This is a genomic window from Mesorhizobium sp. WSM4844, assembly GCF_055811775.1.
The window spans coordinates 37,957-52,554 of sequence record NZ_JBVVQB010000004.1 but is presented as its reverse complement, the minus strand read 5'-3'; the positions used below and the strand labels follow the sequence as shown (position 1 = coordinate 52,554).

The window sequence follows — 14,598 nt, the reverse complement described above, 5'->3', positions numbered from 1 at the left end:
AGCGAAAAATTTTCCTCTATCCGCTTTCGGGCCGCCCGACCAAGGCGTTCCCGCAAGTGCAGATCGTGCTTCAGGCGCTTCAGGGCCTGCGCGACTTCGTCCGGGCGATCCTTTCGAACCATCAGGCCACCCGACTCTCGGCCATTTGCCAAATGTCGGGAAGCCCCTGTGCATCGGTGGCGACGATGGGAAGACTGCAAGCCATCGCCTCCAGCGGTGCGACCGGCATGCCTTCGATGCGGGACGTCGTGACGTAGGCATCCGCCGCCGAAAGCCAGTGTCGGATCAGCGACCGGTCCGTAGTATAATCGGAAAGCCATCTCACATTCGGCAGTCCGGCCTCGCACAAGAGCCTGGCAAATATATCTCGGTCCTGACCGGAGCCGATTATCACCAGTTCGGATGACGCGTCCCCAAAAAGGAAGACAGGCTTTCAAGAGCACATCGAGCCCTTTCCGGCGGATGTCGATGCGCCCGTGATTGCGGCAATAAACGTCTCACTCGGCAAGCCGAGGCTTTTCCGCGCTTCCTGGCGTGCGATCGCTTTCCATTCCTCGACGTCGATCGGGTTGGCGATATTGGCCATGTCGAGTCGAATGCGCGGGTAGGCTTTGCTGAGCCGTTCGCGCTCAGCAGCCGATGCGACGATCAGGCCGCTGCAAGCGCGAAGCGATGCCTGCCGGGCGATCGCCTCGATCCGGACAATGTGTAGGGGAATGTGCATGCTGCGCGCCAGCCAGGCGAGCGCATCAAACCGGGTGTATTCATATTCCTAGGCGAGTATTACGTCATCCCTATTATCGATCGATCACGCTGCAATGCAGCACAGTCGCGCCAACATGAACTGTGAATAAGTCCGAGCTTCGGTCAAAAACTGTCAAAAATGGCCAGATTCGGGCGGATTTCGCGCATTTCTCAGGCCGTGCCTCACGCGACTATTTCAAACGCGTTAACATTTTGTGTTGCGACGCAGCATTTTTTTCCTATCGTCGCGCTGGGGCATTCGATGGCGTGAAGAGATTCCGTGGTGTTTAGGCAATCTGCAATCTGGTGGGCCCACTGGCGGGGGATGGCGCAGAGCCATTTGGTCGCTCCGCCCGAACCTCCGCAGCCCGCGCGAGACGCAGCGCTTTGAGCGAAAACGATCAGCCGCATTGCGCAGGCGCCGCTGTCCGCAGAGTGAGCAGCGGCGACCCGCGGCAACGATGTCATCGGAGACATCCAACTGGCGGAAGCGGCCGATGAGACGCGCCACGCAATTGGACGCGCTGAGGGCCATCGCCGTGACGATGGTAATGCATTCGCATTTCTTTGCGGCGGGAGGGTCTTCCTTCTGGGGCCACATCGGCGTGCGACTGTTCTTCGTACTGAGCGGCTTTCTGATCACGCGGCTTCTTCTGGACGCGCGCGCGGCCGCTGAATTCGAAACCGCACCCGCACTCAAATCCTTCTACATCAGGCGGGCGCTGCGTATATTCCCTCCCTACTTTGCCGTGTTGGCTTTCGTTTGGCTGGTCGACCTGGAGCAGTCGAGGGGATCGCTGGTCTGGCATGCGCTTTATCTGTCGAATTTCTGGTTTGCACTGCGCAACGAATGGACGCCTTGGGTCCTCGCCCATCTTTGGAGCCTGAGCATTGAGGAGCAGTTCTATATCGTCTGGCCATTGATCGTTTTTCTGGCGCCGCTCCGGCGTCTTCAGTCGATCTGCATCGGCGTCATCCTGTTGTCGTTGTCGTATCGCTTTTATTGGCCGATCACCGGAAGTCCCGACCTCGCGCGCGACCTGCTTCCGCAGGCATCGATGGACGCGCTGGCATCAGGTGCGCTGCTTGCAGTCTACCGAACCAGAACCGCTGTCTTGCCGCAGTGGTTGCGATTTGGCTGGCCGGCGCTCGCGGCCGCCTTTTTCGTCCTGCAGTGGTTTGCTCCGACGCCGGCAAATTCCGTGCAGGAATGGGTCCGCTGGCTGCTCTTGGAAGTCCTGCCTCTCGCGCCGCTGGTCGTGGTCGTTGCGAGCTGTTCCTCCGGCATTGGCGGTTATCGGGGGAAGTTTCTCAACCTGCCACCGCTGCTGGCCCTTGGTCGCGTCAGCTACGGCGTTTATCTCTACCATCCCATCGTCCTGTCGCTCGCGGTCATGTCCCAGCCCTGGATTCCGTTCAACGTCTCTGAGCAAGGGCCGGGGCGATTCCTGGTTGCGGGAGCGGCGACCATCATCGTGGCTTCGGTCTCATGGCTGCTTTTCGAAAAGCCGCTCAACAGCCTCAAGCGCTACTTCCCCTATGTTGCTCCAGGAACTGGCGCCGTCATCCTGGCAGGTGCCAAAACGAATGACGCCGGGTGGCTTGGAAGGACAACAGGAGTTTATTTCAGCGGCCCGCTCGATGGCCGCAAAGCATCCCTGGCACGCGACCTCCCGCGAACGGATCGGAGCTGACCATGGCTGCTCCCTTGGTGTCCGTTCTGCTGCCGATCTATAATGCCGGACCTTATCTGGCTGCCGCGCTCGCCAGCATCCTGCGGCAGGATTACGATCGCCTGGAGATCATCGCGACCGATGACGGATCGACGGATAATTCCCTGCAGATCCTGCAGAATTTCCGCAGATCTGACAACCGCATCTCCATCGTCTCACGCGAAAACCGGGGCCTCATCGCAACCCTGAATGAAGGGCTGGCGGTGGCTCGGGGTGATCTGGTCGCCAGGATGGACGCCGACGATATCGCCTATCCCTGGCGCCTATCGCGTCAGGTCGCACTCTTCAACCAGCGGCCCGACCTCGCCCTGTGCGGCGCAGGTGTCGATTTCCTGCTTGGCAAACGCATCGTCAAAGGCCTGCCTGATCCAGTTCTTCAGGAAAATATCTTGGGCATATTATCAATGTTCTTCACGATATTCATGCATCCTACGGTAGTTTTTAATAGGAACGCCATAAAGGACGGCGATCTATATTACAACGAGAGCTATACCCATGCCGAAGATTTCGATCTCTTCAGACGGCTCACCGACCGTTACCCGGCGGCTATGATCCCCGAAAACCTGATCGCCTATCGTATCCATGGCGACAGCGTGACGAACCGGCACAAGCGGGAGCTGCGAAGGACGCATTTGAAGATCGTGGCCGAAACCCTTGAGCGGGAAGGCCTCGCGCCAAACGCGCGGGACCTCCGCGACATCGGTGATACTGCCTCAATGGACACGGTCCGCCGTGCCGCCGATTGGATGCTTGCGCTGCAGGAGAGGATTTCCGGACTGCCGGCGGAAACGAGGCCGAGCTATGAGGCCGGCACGCTGAACCTGTTTTATTTCCTCTACCAACTCGTAGGCGATGAGATGCAACCGCTGTTGACGCATGAGTTCCTGACGCGGACTGCCAAATGGGACCGCATTCGGCGTCGCGAGCGGTACGCATTGCGTGCCGGCGCCTACGCGCCGCGGTTCAGTCTCGTCTCGATGTCGGCGACCAGGCAGGTAGACGCCTTGTCGCGGTACTTGCAATCCGTGCCGGCCGCGGCGGTTCTGCCTTCCCTTGGGTCGAGCTAGAATGACAGTCAAATCCCACCAGCCTCTGGAGCACAGTCGCTCGAGTATGCTTGCGCCCATTTCGGCCGATCCCCGGCCGCAGCACGGCCCGGCGCCGGAGGTCAGCTTCATCGTCTGCACGCGCAACCGCGTTGCGGTGCTCGAGCCTTGCATCAAGTCGATCCAGGCCGCGTGCCGTGCCCATCCTGCCTTCGCGGCCGAACTCGTGGTTGTCGACAACGGCTCGACTGACCGCACGGCAGAACGCCTGGCCAGCATCGCCGAACTGTCGGACATGCCATTTACGGCTGTTTGCGAGCCACGACGCGGATTGGCGGCGGCCCGCAACGCCGGTCTGGCGCGCGCACGGGGCCGTGTGCTGGTCTTCGTCGATGATGATTGCCAGGTCCATGGCGACTACCTCAGTGATTTGCAGCGACACTATGGGACCGGGGAACGGGTCGTCCGGGGAGGCCGCGTCGAGATCGGCGATGCCAGGGATCTGCCGTTCACGATCAAGCGATCGCTGGTCCGCGAGCGGCTTACATCGGATGTTCATCCCGGCGGCTTTGTGCTCGGCTGCAACATGACGATGCACCGCGATGCTGCTGCCCGTATCGGCCTTTTCGACGAGCGGTTCGGCGCAGGCGGCCCGCTGCGCTCCGCGGAAGATACGGACTATCTTGTGCGAGCGGTGCTGCTCGGAATCCCGGTCGAATATGTGCCCGACATGACGATTTTCCACCATCACGGCCGGCGAGATCACAAGGCGATCGAAAAGCTCCACCGCGACTACTGCCTGGGCAATGGCGGGCTGTGCCTGAAACATGTTCGCCATGCGCCTTGGCTGCTTCGCCATTTCTACTGGGCCGTGCGATCGGCTTTCCGGGAATTGGTGAAGGGGCCTCGGTTCGATTGCGAACTCAAGCTGTCGCACTGGCCGATCGTCGTCATGAATCTGCTCGGCGCGGCCAAGTTCGCGGTTCTCTCGTTGGCGAGACGGCCAGAGGCGCCGCAAGTGCGGCAGGATCAACAAGCACAGCATCAACAGGCAAATGCCGAGGCGAGGGTGAATACGCCATAATGCGACTGGTACCGCCGAGCCTGCCGATGCTGCGCCGCGCGCTTGGAAGGAAGCAACTGCGGCTGCTTCCTGCCGTGGTGATGCTGGGTCTTGTCAGCGCGGCTCTTGAAGGCTTCGGCATAGGCCTGATCATCCCCTTGCTGGGCATCATCATGGGCCAGGGGGATCAAACCGGAATGGCCGGCTTTTCTGCCGTGCTCCAGCATTTCGGATCTGACCTGAGCGAGCGCGAACGGCTGATCGTCATTTCGGCCGCCATTCTCGGCTCGATCGTCCTGAAGAACGTCTTCGCCTTCGCAAACACGCTGCTGACGACCTTAATCTATGGCAAGGCCAGCCATTCGATCCGCAGCGCACTGTCGGAGCAGTTGCTGCGGGTCGGTTATCCATTCTTCCTGCAGCAAAGTCCCGGACGGCTGCTCAACATCATCTCCAACGAATCCTGGCGGGCATCGGATGCGATCCAGATCATGCTGACGGCCATCGTCAGCGCATCGGCCGCAATCATTCTGCTGGCTTTTCTGCTGCTGCTTTCATGGCAGATGACACTGTTGGTCACGCTGGGGTTGGTCGTCGTTCAGATCGCGCACGCCGTGCTGTCAGCCAATTTGAAGGCGCCCAGCCGCAGCGTCGCCTCGCGCAACAGCGATCTTGCATCGCAGATGCTCCACCTCGTGCATGCCGGGCGTCTGATCCGCATTTTCGGACAGGAGAGCCGCGAGAAGGCGACGTTCGATCAGGCGTCGGACGCGGTTCGCCGGGCTGCTTTCGTCCTGCTTACGCGTCAGGGCGCGTTGCCGCCGCTGACCGAGATTCTCCACGCGATGCTGTTTCTGGCGGTAGTGATCGGAGCCTGGTTCGTGGGCGTGAGTTTCCCGCTGATCGTCGCGTTCGTCATCCTGCTCTACAGGCTGCAGCCGTATATGCGGGCCTTGCAAATGGCCTGGAGCCAGCTGCAAGGCTTGAGCGGATCGCTTGAAGAGGTGGTCTGGATGCTGGACCCGACCGACAAGCCCGAACCTCCGCGAGGACACCGACCGTTCCAGGGCTTGGCGCAAGGGATCAAGTTCGATGACGTGACCTTTACCTATTCCGGCAAGGACCAGCGTGCGGTGGTGCTGCATTCGGCGGCATTCGAGATCCGCAGCGGCCGCTCGACGGCGCTCATCGGCCGCTCAGGCGCAGGCAAGACGACGATCGTCAATCTCCTGTGCCGCTTCGTCGAGCCTGATGCCGGTAGAATTCTCGTCGATGGATCACCCCTCGACCAGATCGATCCCAGCCACTGGCGAAGGCATATCGCACTTGCCAGCCAGGATTTGGAACTGGTGGATGGCACCATTTTTGAGAACATAATCTACGGGCAGGACGCAGCCTCGGCCGGCGACGCCCAGCGTGCTGCAAAGCTGGCCGAAGCGCATGAATTCATTGAACATCTGCCGCAAGGCTACCAGACGGTCGTCGGCTACAGGGGCGTCAATCTTTCAGCCGGACAGCGGCAGCGGATCGCACTGGCGAGAGCATTGGTGCGCGATCCCGATATCCTCATCCTGGACGAAGCTACCAATGCGGTGGACGGACTGTCGGAAGCGGCAATTGTCGAGACCTTGAAGTCGAGGGCAGGCCGCCGCACGACCATAGTGATCAGTCATCATCACAGCACCATCTCATTCTGCGACGACGTGGTGATCCTCAGCGGCGGTCGCGTGAAAAAGCAGGCGCCTTTCGCAGCTCTGGCGACGCTCAGCATGGATGAGCTTTACCAGCATGAATCAATAGATTGATGAGGGATTGCGATTCTGCTTGCCGCGGTCGCCTTCCCGCCGCAGGCAGTATCTCTGATGTGGGGCTGCGGTTTTTCGGCAGTCGACTCCGGACCACGTCGGGACAGGAAGGCCGTCACTCGGCCCGGCGCGAAAAATTTGTCGCCGCAGCCTTGCCTCGCCGTATCGGTCGCTTCCCTGATTGCGGTTCGGATGCCGCTGTGCGATCCGGTGTCGCGACGTTTCCGACGAGCGATGCGAGCTAGGCCTCGCTGAGCGTCTCGATCTCGAGCAGCTTGCGCGCCGTCTTTTCCAGCAGGTCCCGTCGCCCGGTGAGGAGGCCGACGGTTCGCGAAAAAGCTGTGTCGACGATGCCGCGAACCTCCTCGTCGATAGCTTCGGCGGTGGCCTCGCCGTAATCGTGATCGCGCGGACCGCCGGCAAGTGGGTTGGGGCTCAGGAAGGAGCGCTGGTCCTTTTCCAGCGCCACATGGCCGAGCTTTTCCGACATGCCGTAACGCGTCACCATGGCGCGGGCGATATCGGTCACTTTGGCCAGGTCGTCGGCGGCCCCCGTGGACAGATGCCCGAACACGATCCACTCGGCCGCCCTGCCGCCGAGCAGCACCGCCATCTTGTTCTCCAGTTCCTCGCGGGTCATGAGGAAGCGGTCCTCGGTCGGCCGCTGGATCGTGTAGCCCAACGCGCCGACGCCGCGCGGGATGATCGATACCTTGTGCACGGGGTCCACTCCGGGCAGCGCCATGGCTATCAAGGCATGGCCCATTTCGTGATAGGCGACGACCTCGCGTTCCCTCGGGTTCAACAGCCGGTTGCGCTTCTCGAGCCCGGCCACGATGCGCTCGACCGCATTGTTGAAATCGTCCATCGTGACGACATCGGCCCTCCGGCGCGTGGCGAGCAGGGTTGCCTCATTGACCAGATTGGCAAGGTCGGCGCCGGTAAAAACCGGCGTCAGCGCGGCAACCTTCTCGGGATCGACGTCCGCCGCCAGCTTCGCCTTCTTCATGTGGACCTGGAGTATCTGGACGCGGCCTTGCTTGTCCGGCCGGGATCCGGAACGCGGCGCGGATCCGCCGCGCCCCGAGGCAATATTAGTTCCCCCTGAACAGGCGCATCAACCAACGCTGTCATGATCGCTTCGCTCCCGATACGCGCGGTTTTCCGGGTACTTGGTGTCGATGGAATGCGAAATGTGACGAGTTGCGGAGGGAGAGGACCTGAAATCCAACCTTCTCCGCGGATCCGCGATCACCTTCGTAGTCGGGGTGTTCGGCTGATGCCGTTCAGTCGACGTGTTCAATCTGCGGACCTGGGTCAACCGGCTGAGCCGGCGTGCAACCTTGCCCCTAGCCTGCCAGCGCCTCTACCTGACGGCGATGAAAAGCATCGGGCTGATGGCTGGGGTGGGCCATCAGCCTGCCTCACCAGATACCACACTCGCCGCCTAGCCTGCCTTGGCCTCGCCTTCCCGGCAATCATGCTGCTGGAGGCCAATTCCCGACGAAGAGCGATTTTGGGCCACCGGAGTGCCGGTGAAAGGGCCGTTGCTCAGAATTGACCTCCAGGAGGCACATTCTGGTGTAGGGATGGCGGCCGGCTCTGAATGGCCAGAGCGGACAGGTCACCGTCTCGCAGAGCTTTACCTCGTCCAGATGCTGGCCTGAGCAGTCCAGGCACTCTCGTCGAATCGCTTCGACCGGGCTCATTGGCTTATGGCCGGCAAGGCCAGCAGCATCGCGAGTCGGTGGCCAAACCCGGGCAAGCTCCCTCCTGGTCATGCCACTCCTCCAGCTCTGCCGCAGCGATCTCGGCGAAGGTCGGTTCGTCGCCCTCCAGCACTGCTGCCTGGCCGGTGAAGTCCTGCCAACGCAGCACCGCGACATCGACATAGGCTGCGTTCAGTTCGATCGCGTGACAGCAGCGGCCGGTCACGAAGGCGTCCTTCGCGATCGAGGAAGAAGCGGATCGCCCAGATTTGCTTTTGTGTGAAAGGCCGCTTCGTGCCTACTGACTTTCCGGCATTCCAAGCAGCGCGTCCTTGAATTGCAGGATCGTATTGAGAGTAACCCATTTCCGTTCTCCTTGGCGTTGATTGGCCGATGGAGAAACGAACAATGCCCGAGCTACAGCTCTGGGGTAGATTTGGGGCCGGTAGCAGACCCGCCGCTTCTGGCCTCGAATATCAAGAGCGGATCTTCAGGTCGGCGCAAGCATCATCGTGATCTGATCCAAGCAGACGTGTCAGTAAAATCCGGCGTCGCGCAAATGGGCTCGATTGCCTCAGACGTTGTGCTAACCTTCGGTCCCCACTCGGATCTAGGGGAAAAGGATGCCCTTTAATCATCGCCCAATCCAGATACTCGTAGAGCCGAGCGACTATGTGCTGCGTAATATCGGTGACATGGCGATGCTCTATGCTGCCACGGAGCGGCTTGCGCGGCTGTGCGACAATTCGACGATCAACGTTCTGACTGACGATCCGGACGCCCTTCGCCGCTTCTGTCCCTTTGCCACCCCCCTGTCCGCCGAAGGGCGCGCCCTATGGCTCAAGCCTGATTTCAGGCCGGCCAAGTTGAAGCGGTTCGTGCCCAAGCACTGGCCCGATCGCATTCGCCGACACGCGCCGAGGCTCGTTTCTCTGTTCTGGCGCCTTAAGTTTAGGCACATGCCGGATGCGCGCGCGGCACTTCTTCGCTTCACCGATGCTGTGGACAGGGCAGACCTTGTGCTTGTAAGTGGAATGGGCGGAATCACAGACGCTTTCCCAGAATATGCCCTGTCGGTACTCGAAACTCTGAATCTCGCGCTTGCAAGGAAAGGACGGCCGGTGGTCATGGTCGGCCAGGGGATGGGCCCGCTTGCCAATGCCGAGCTGAAAGCGCGTGCATCGGCCATATTGCCAAGGCTCCACTTGATCGCGCTTCGCGAAACGCGAGCCGGGCTTCCTCTGCTCGCGGAGCTGGGTGTTTCCAAGGACAGGATCTGCGCAACCGGCGATGACGCCATCGAAATGGCGCATGAGATGCGAGTGGATGAGCTTGGCACCGGCATTGGCGTCAATCTACGTCTTTCCTCCTATTCAGGAGTATCAGCGGATATTCTCGAAGGGCTGCGACATGTCTTAGGCGCCACATCGGATTCGCTCGAGGCACCCTTGATCGCCGTTCCAGTCTCATGGGTGCCTGGCGAAGCGGACATCGACGCAATTCGTGGACTGATGCCCACCGATGAGACCGAGCTGAACCGGGCACTCGCGATCCGCACACCGATCGACCTCATTCGGCAAATCCAGCGCTGTCGGGTCGTAGTCACTGGCAGCTACCACGCCGGCGTTTTCGCGTTGGCCAACGGTATCCCGACGATCGGGCTAGCCAGATCCGACTACTATGTCGACAAGTTCCTTGGCCTCGCCGATATGTTCGGCACGGGCTGCGAGATGGTGGCACTCGATCATCCGAACTCTGCCGAGAAGCTTCGATCGGCGCTCCGGCGCCTGTGGGAAGAGGCGCCCGCTATTCGCCCGGCGATATTGGCCAGGGCCGAAGCTCAAATCGCTGCCGGCCATACCGCTTACCGTCGCATTCGCGACGCGATCGGGGACCAAGGCTGAATCAGGGGCCGCCATGCTGGAATACAACAGTTGGTCGACAAGACTAAAAGCGCTCAGATGCAAGCTGTTCGGAAAGACCGACTTTGAGCGGTGGACCGATGCATCGGAATTCGAGGACTGGGAGGAAAGGACGAAAATCATTGCCCGGTTAGTGCTACCTGGGGCGAGGGTGATCGAGTTTGGCCTGGGAATGGGCAAGCTTCAACGTCATGTCGACCCAAGCTGCCAATACACCCCGTCCCCTCGGCATCGCCGTGGGGCGTGCGAACCAGCGCCGCGGTTCGTGAAGACTGTCGAGCAGGGCGCCGGGCGGGATTGCCTCGACGGGCTCGACCCCGATCCCGTCGAAGGCCTTCAACTCGGAGGCGCGAAGGCGAGCCCCTCTCCGAGCCGCGCCACGTAGAGCGGCTTGATGCCGCGCGTGGGTCGCGCGCCGCGATGATCCGCTCCGGCGTCGCCAGCACGAAAGCGAACATGCCATCAAGGCGGGTCAACCATCGCAGATCGGGGCGAATTCGAGGCAAATGATATCGGTCATTCAGCCTGGCCTATCGTAGCTGACGGGTTCGGACCTTGACGAAGCAATGCCAAATCCGAAAAACAGACAAGGATCGGTCGCGTAACGCTGCCTTATTGGTCAACCGGCGCCGCCGCGCGGCGCCGAATGGCGGCGGCCCGCAACGCCGGCCGGGCGCGTGCGAGAGGCCGTGCCGGTCTTCGTTGTTGATGATTGCCAGGTCCTCGGCGACTATCTCAGTGATTGGCAGCGACACTATGCCACTGGGAACGGGTCACCTGGGAGGCCGCGTCCAGATTGGCGATGCCAGCGATCTGCCGTTCACGATCAAACGGTCGCCGGTCCGCGAGCGACTGACCCTGATGTCCATCCCGGCGGCTTTGTCCTGGGCTGCAACATGACGATGTACGGCGATCTTGCAGCCCGTATCGGGCTTTTGGACGAGCGGTGGTTGGGACCTGGGGACCACGTTGGGACGAGGAAGGTCATCACTCGGCCGGGCGCGAGACGTTTGTCGCCGCAGCCTTGCCTCGTCGTACCGGTCGCTTCCCCGATTGCGGATCGGATGCCTCCGTTGTCGCACGATCCGGTGCCGAGAGGTTTCCGACGAGCGATGCAAGTTCAGCCTCGCTGAGCGTCTCGATTTCGAGCAGCTTGCGCGCCGTCTTTTCCAGCAGATCCCGTCGCTCGGTGAGCAGGCCGACGGTTCGCGCGAAAGCTGTGTCGACGATGCTGCGAACTTCCGCGTCGATAGCTTCGGCGGTGGCCTCGCCGTAATCGTGCTCGCACGGACCGCCGGCGAGTGGGTTGGGACTCAGGAAGGAGCGCTGGTCCTTTTCCAGCGCCACTTGGCCGAGCTTTTCCGACATGCCATAACGCGTAACCATGGCGCGGGCGATATCGGTCACTTTGGCCAGGTCATCGGCGGCCCCCGTCGACAGATGCCCGAACACGATCTGCTCGGCCGCTCTGCCGCCGAGCAGCACCGCCATCTTGTTCTCCAGTTCCTCGCGAGTCATGAGGAATCGGTCCTCGGTCGGCCGCTGGATCGTGTAGCCCAACGCGCCGACGCCGCGTGGGATGATCGATACTTTGTGCACCGGGTCGACGCCGGGCAGCGCCATGGCTACCAGAGCATGGCCCATTTCGTGATAGGCGACGACCTCACGTTCCCTCGGGTTCAACAGCCGGTTGCGCTTCTCGAGCCCCGCCACGATGCGCTCGACCGCATTGTTGAAATCGTCCATCGTCACGACATCTGCCTTCCGGCGCGTGGCAAGCAGGGTCGCCTCGTTGACCAGATTGGCGAGGTCGGCGCCGGTAAAGCCCGGCGTCAGCGCGGCAACTTTCTCGGCCTCGACATCCGCTGCCAGCTTCGCCTTCTTCATGTGGACCTGGAGTATCTGGACGCGGCCTTGCTTGTCCGGGCGGTCGACCAGCACCTGCCGATCGAAACGGCCGGCGCGAAGCAGTGCCGGGTCAAGGATTTCCGGGCGGTTCGTCGCGGCGAGCAGCACGACGCCGATCTTCGGATCGAAACCGTCGAGCTCAACCAGGAGTTGATTGAGCGTCTGCTCCTTTTCGTCGTGGCCGCCCATCATCGGGCTCGCACCGCGGGCGCGGCCCAGCGCGTCGAGCTCGTCGATGAAGATGATCGCTGGGGCCTTGGCGCGTGCCTGTTCGAACAGGTCGCGCACACGGGCGGCGCCGACGCCTACGAACATCTCGACGAATTCTGAGCCCGAGATCGAGAAGAACGGAACTTTTGCCTCGCCTGCAACGGCTTTCGCCAGCAGTGTCTTGCCGGTGCCGGGCGGTCCGACCAGCAGCACGCCCTTGGGAATGCGCCCGCCAAGACGGCCGTATTCCTGCGGGCTTTTCAAAAAATCCACGATTTCCTGCAACTCGGCCTTGGCTTCATCGACACCCGCCACGTCCTCGAATCTGACCCCGGTATTGGCCTCGACATAGACCCTGGCCTTGCTCCTGCCGATTTGCATCAAACCGCCACCCATTCGCCTCATCAGCAGCATCCACAAGCCGAAGAAGACGAGGATCGGGACGATCCAGGAGAGCAGGTCGCTCAGGAAGGTGCTTTCGATCTGGCCAGTGACGGTGACGCCGTGTTCCTGCAGCTGCCGCGCGAGATTCGGCTCGACGCGCGTGGTGATGAACAGCGGCTTGCCGTCCTGCGGTTCCTTGAAGCGGCCCTGGATGAAGCGATCGGACACCTGCACGTCGGCGATCTTGCCGTCGCGCAGCAGGGTCTCAAACTGGCTGTAGGGAATCTGCGCGATATTCTGCGTGGCAGTGTAGACATATTGGAACATCATCAGCCCGACGAAGGCGACGATCCAGTACCAGATATTGAACTGCGTCTTCCTGTTGCCCATGTCCATGGCGTCTCCTCCAGCGTCATATCGAAGTAGGTCGCCGAACCGCCACCGCCCGCGGGGTGGCGTGGCCAGCCGCGAAGCCGTTATGGCTCCCTCGCTCCAGCAATTGGATTTGCCATTGGAGCCGCGACAATCGGCTTCGGAGCGTGCCTTGGGAGAACGTCGGGGAGCGCAAAGTGTTGCAAGGAGTGCTGCGAGGGAGCCTTGGGATTCGCAGTCGCCCGCGACAGCTATCCGCCCAATCAGGACCGTCTTGAACGGAAATCGATTGCCGAAGGAGACGTTGCCGAACTCACGATGCCGAGCCTGCTGCAAGCCAGGCATCGTTTGGTGATCCGCTCCTCAAGAGGCGGCTGCTTCGGGCACGCCTTCCAAACAAAGCCATCCATGCTTTCTTTGAGGCCATGGAGCATTATCGGGGGTGGGAATTCCCGGTCCTCCAGGCAGCCGACCGATACCGACAGCGCATCCTTGAGCCCTTCTGCCCGCATGAAGACGACCGAGCCGCATGTGGTGCAGAATGTCTGCTCCAGCCATTGTCCCGACGAGCCGGTTCTGCGCCAGGATCTGGTCTCGCCTTTCTGGTCGACGAGGGCAGAACCGGCGTAGATGGCCCGGTACGAGAACGCCGTTCCGGTGCAGCGCTGGCACTCCATGCGACTGCACGCATAGACGCGTCGCGGCTCGCCGGCGAGGACAAGTTCCACGCTCCGGCATGAGCAGGTTGCGGTTCGCTTTGTGTTGCCGCTATGCATTCCGCTGTCTCCCGGCTGTGGCGCGACGAGCCATTTCGAAACAGGGGTGCCAGAGATGCACAATCATCTTCTATGCGCCCGAGCGAAAGCGCCTGTCGAAAGATCATATCCATGGCGCGCGGCATAGCCGCGTCGAGCCCTCGCTCCTCGCATGCCTCAAGCAGATGCTGGAAGGCGCTGTAGTGGGCGCCCAACGACGCCAGCGTCGCGTCGTCGCCGGCAAAACGGCGTGCATTCGTTCTATCCACCAGGTCGAACAGAGCGGCATCGACAACAGGCTTGAATCCGGAAAGATGGTTCCTGAACGTCGCCAGGTCGAGACCTTCGGTCTCGGCGACGGCCATGCCCTGGAGTGCTCCGAAGAGCCCGCCCCACATCTGCGTGAGCAGAGCGGTATCAAGCGCTGAGGCTTGACCCGGCAGTTCCCCGACATAGCTCGTGGCGCCGCCGAGTGCGAAAAGCAGGGGCTTGTGCTTCTCGTAAACGTCACGGGAACCCGAATAATGCAGTGCGGTCTCTGATTTGCCGATAAAGTCCGGAGTGGCCATGATCGCTCCGTCCAGATAGCCGGCACCATGCGCTTCCACCCAGCCGGGCTTCTTCCCGCGCCAGACGCGGTGAGCCGGAGGTGAGTTGCACGACGGCTTTGCCGGCCAATGCCGAAGCGATGCCAACCCGCTTCAGCAAAGCGTCGCTGGCGGCATAGTCGAGAACATTGATGATCACGACGTCGGCCGCTCGGATCCTATCCTCCACTGAAGGGGCTACCTTCGCGCCAAGGGCCGCCAATGGATCGCACTTTGCCGCGGTCCGATTCCAGACCCATGTTGGATAGCCGCGATCGAGCAGCGTTCGAGCAATGGACGAGCCCATTCGGCCCGCGCCGAGCACGCAGACATTCGATGTCATAATTACTTCTCCGATAG

General features: G+C 61.4%; 12 protein-coding genes and 3 pseudogenes. 7 read left to right on the top strand and 8 right to left on the bottom strand.

Annotation, left to right across the window (positions count from 1 at the left end; translation table 11 throughout):
- Positions 1 to 121: 121 nt before the first annotated feature.
- Positions 122 to 394, bottom strand: coding sequence for a glycosyltransferase family 4 protein (locus AC0L2A_RS05235; protein ID WP_473607879.1), 273 nt, complete (start codon positions 392 to 394; stop codon positions 122 to 124).
- Positions 395 to 433: 39 nt separating this feature from the next.
- Positions 434 to 724, bottom strand: a complete 291-nt coding sequence (locus AC0L2A_RS05230; protein WP_473607878.1) for a hypothetical protein — start codon at positions 722 to 724, stop codon at positions 434 to 436.
- Between the two features lie 517 nt (positions 725 to 1,241).
- Here AC0L2A_RS05230 and AC0L2A_RS05225 point away from each other — a divergent pair.
- The 4 genes from AC0L2A_RS05225 to AC0L2A_RS05210 are packed head-to-tail and all read left to right on the top strand — an operon-like array spanning position 1,242 to position 6,391.
- Positions 1,242 to 2,438, top strand: coding sequence for an acyltransferase family protein (locus tag AC0L2A_RS05225; protein ID WP_473607877.1), 1,197 nt, complete (start codon positions 1,242 to 1,244; stop codon positions 2,436 to 2,438).
- Positions 2,439 to 2,440: 2 nt separating this feature from the next.
- Positions 2,441 to 3,544, top strand: a complete 1,104-nt coding sequence (locus AC0L2A_RS05220; RefSeq protein ID WP_287238576.1) for a glycosyltransferase family 2 protein — start codon at positions 2,441 to 2,443, stop codon at positions 3,542 to 3,544.
- Positions 3,545 to 3,590: 46 nt separating this feature from the next.
- The gene (locus AC0L2A_RS05215) at positions 3,591 to 4,607 is read left to right on the top strand and encodes a glycosyltransferase family 2 protein (protein ID WP_473607875.1); all 1,017 of its coding nucleotides are present in this window, start codon (positions 3,591 to 3,593) and stop codon (positions 4,605 to 4,607) included.
- A complete protein-coding gene (locus AC0L2A_RS05210) occupies positions 4,607 to 6,391 on the top strand; it encodes an ABC transporter ATP-binding protein (protein ID WP_473607874.1) in 1,785 nt (594 codons plus the stop codon). The genes AC0L2A_RS05215 and AC0L2A_RS05210 overlap by 1 nt, the downstream gene beginning before the upstream one ends.
- Positions 6,392 to 6,632: 241 nt before the next feature.
- Here the strand turns inward: AC0L2A_RS05210 and AC0L2A_RS05205 are convergent.
- Together AC0L2A_RS05205 and AC0L2A_RS05200 are read right to left on the bottom strand one after the other, a co-directional pair.
- Positions 6,633 to 7,442: pseudogene (locus AC0L2A_RS05205) on the bottom strand (ATP-dependent metallopeptidase FtsH/Yme1/Tma family protein); the annotation flags it as partial.
- A gap of 662 nt (positions 7,443 to 8,104) precedes the next feature.
- Complete coding sequence (locus AC0L2A_RS05200; protein ID WP_473607873.1) at positions 8,105 to 8,326, bottom strand: hypothetical protein; 222 nt, start codon at positions 8,324 to 8,326, stop codon at positions 8,105 to 8,107.
- 397 nt (positions 8,327 to 8,723) lie between these two features.
- Between AC0L2A_RS05200 and AC0L2A_RS05195 the strand changes: the two genes are divergently transcribed.
- The 3 genes and pseudogenes from AC0L2A_RS05195 to AC0L2A_RS05185 form a co-directional block, all read left to right on the top strand.
- Entirely contained in the window at positions 8,724 to 10,004 is a 1,281-nt protein-coding gene (locus AC0L2A_RS05195; RefSeq protein ID WP_473607871.1) for a polysaccharide pyruvyl transferase family protein, read from the top strand.
- 13 nt (positions 10,005 to 10,017) lie between these two features.
- Positions 10,018 to 10,407, top strand: coding sequence for a hypothetical protein (locus AC0L2A_RS05190; protein ID WP_473607870.1), 390 nt, complete (start codon positions 10,018 to 10,020; stop codon positions 10,405 to 10,407).
- A gap of 252 nt (positions 10,408 to 10,659) precedes the next feature.
- Positions 10,660 to 10,972, top strand: a pseudogene (locus AC0L2A_RS05185) (glycosyltransferase family 2 protein); the annotation flags it as partial.
- A 37-nt stretch (positions 10,973 to 11,009) separates the two neighbouring features.
- On the opposite strand, the gene ftsH reads toward AC0L2A_RS05185, so the two are convergent.
- From ftsH to AC0L2A_RS05165, 4 genes and pseudogenes are all read right to left on the bottom strand, one after another.
- Complete coding sequence (ftsH, locus tag AC0L2A_RS05180) at positions 11,010 to 12,920, bottom strand: ATP-dependent zinc metalloprotease FtsH (protein WP_473607869.1); 1,911 nt, start codon at positions 12,918 to 12,920, stop codon at positions 11,010 to 11,012.
- 239 nt (positions 12,921 to 13,159) lie between these two features.
- Complete coding sequence (locus tag AC0L2A_RS05175; protein WP_473607867.1) at positions 13,160 to 13,672, bottom strand: GFA family protein; 513 nt, start codon at positions 13,670 to 13,672, stop codon at positions 13,160 to 13,162.
- Between the two features lie 95 nt (positions 13,673 to 13,767).
- Positions 13,768 to 14,049, bottom strand: a pseudogene (locus tag AC0L2A_RS05170) (imine reductase family protein); the annotation flags it as partial.
- 109 nt (positions 14,050 to 14,158) lie between these two features.
- On the bottom strand, positions 14,159 to 14,581 hold the full coding sequence (locus tag AC0L2A_RS05165) for an NAD(P)-binding domain-containing protein (protein ID WP_473607866.1): 423 nt from the start codon (positions 14,579 to 14,581) through the stop codon (positions 14,159 to 14,161).
- Between the last annotated feature and the right edge of the window lie 17 nt (positions 14,582 to 14,598).

Excerpts from the sequence above, each read along its gene's own strand:
- AC0L2A_RS05230 (WP_473607878.1), bottom strand. The coding sequence starts at position 724 with ATGCACATTCCCCTACACATTGTCCGGATCGAGGCGATCGCCCGGCAG.
- AC0L2A_RS05225 (WP_473607877.1), top strand. The coding sequence starts at position 1,242 with ATGAGACGCGCCACGCAATTGGACGCGCTGAGGGCCATCGCCGTGACG.
- AC0L2A_RS05220 (WP_287238576.1), top strand. The coding sequence starts at position 2,441 with ATGGCTGCTCCCTTGGTGTCCGTTCTGCTGCCGATCTATAATGCCGGA.
- AC0L2A_RS05215 (WP_473607875.1), top strand. The coding sequence starts at position 3,591 with ATGCTTGCGCCCATTTCGGCCGATCCCCGGCCGCAGCACGGCCCGGCG.
- AC0L2A_RS05210 (WP_473607874.1), top strand. The coding sequence starts at position 4,607 with ATGCGACTGGTACCGCCGAGCCTGCCGATGCTGCGCCGCGCGCTTGGA.
- AC0L2A_RS05195 (WP_473607871.1), top strand. The coding sequence starts at position 8,724 with ATGCCCTTTAATCATCGCCCAATCCAGATACTCGTAGAGCCGAGCGAC.
- AC0L2A_RS05190 (WP_473607870.1), top strand. The coding sequence starts at position 10,018 with ATGCTGGAATACAACAGTTGGTCGACAAGACTAAAAGCGCTCAGATGC.
- ftsH (WP_473607869.1), bottom strand. The coding sequence starts at position 12,920 with ATGGACATGGGCAACAGGAAGACGCAGTTCAATATCTGGTACTGGATC.
- AC0L2A_RS05175 (WP_473607867.1), bottom strand. The coding sequence starts at position 13,672 with ATGCATAGCGGCAACACAAAGCGAACCGCAACCTGCTCATGCCGGAGC.
- AC0L2A_RS05165 (WP_473607866.1), bottom strand. The coding sequence starts at position 14,581 with ATGACATCGAATGTCTGCGTGCTCGGCGCGGGCCGAATGGGCTCGTCC.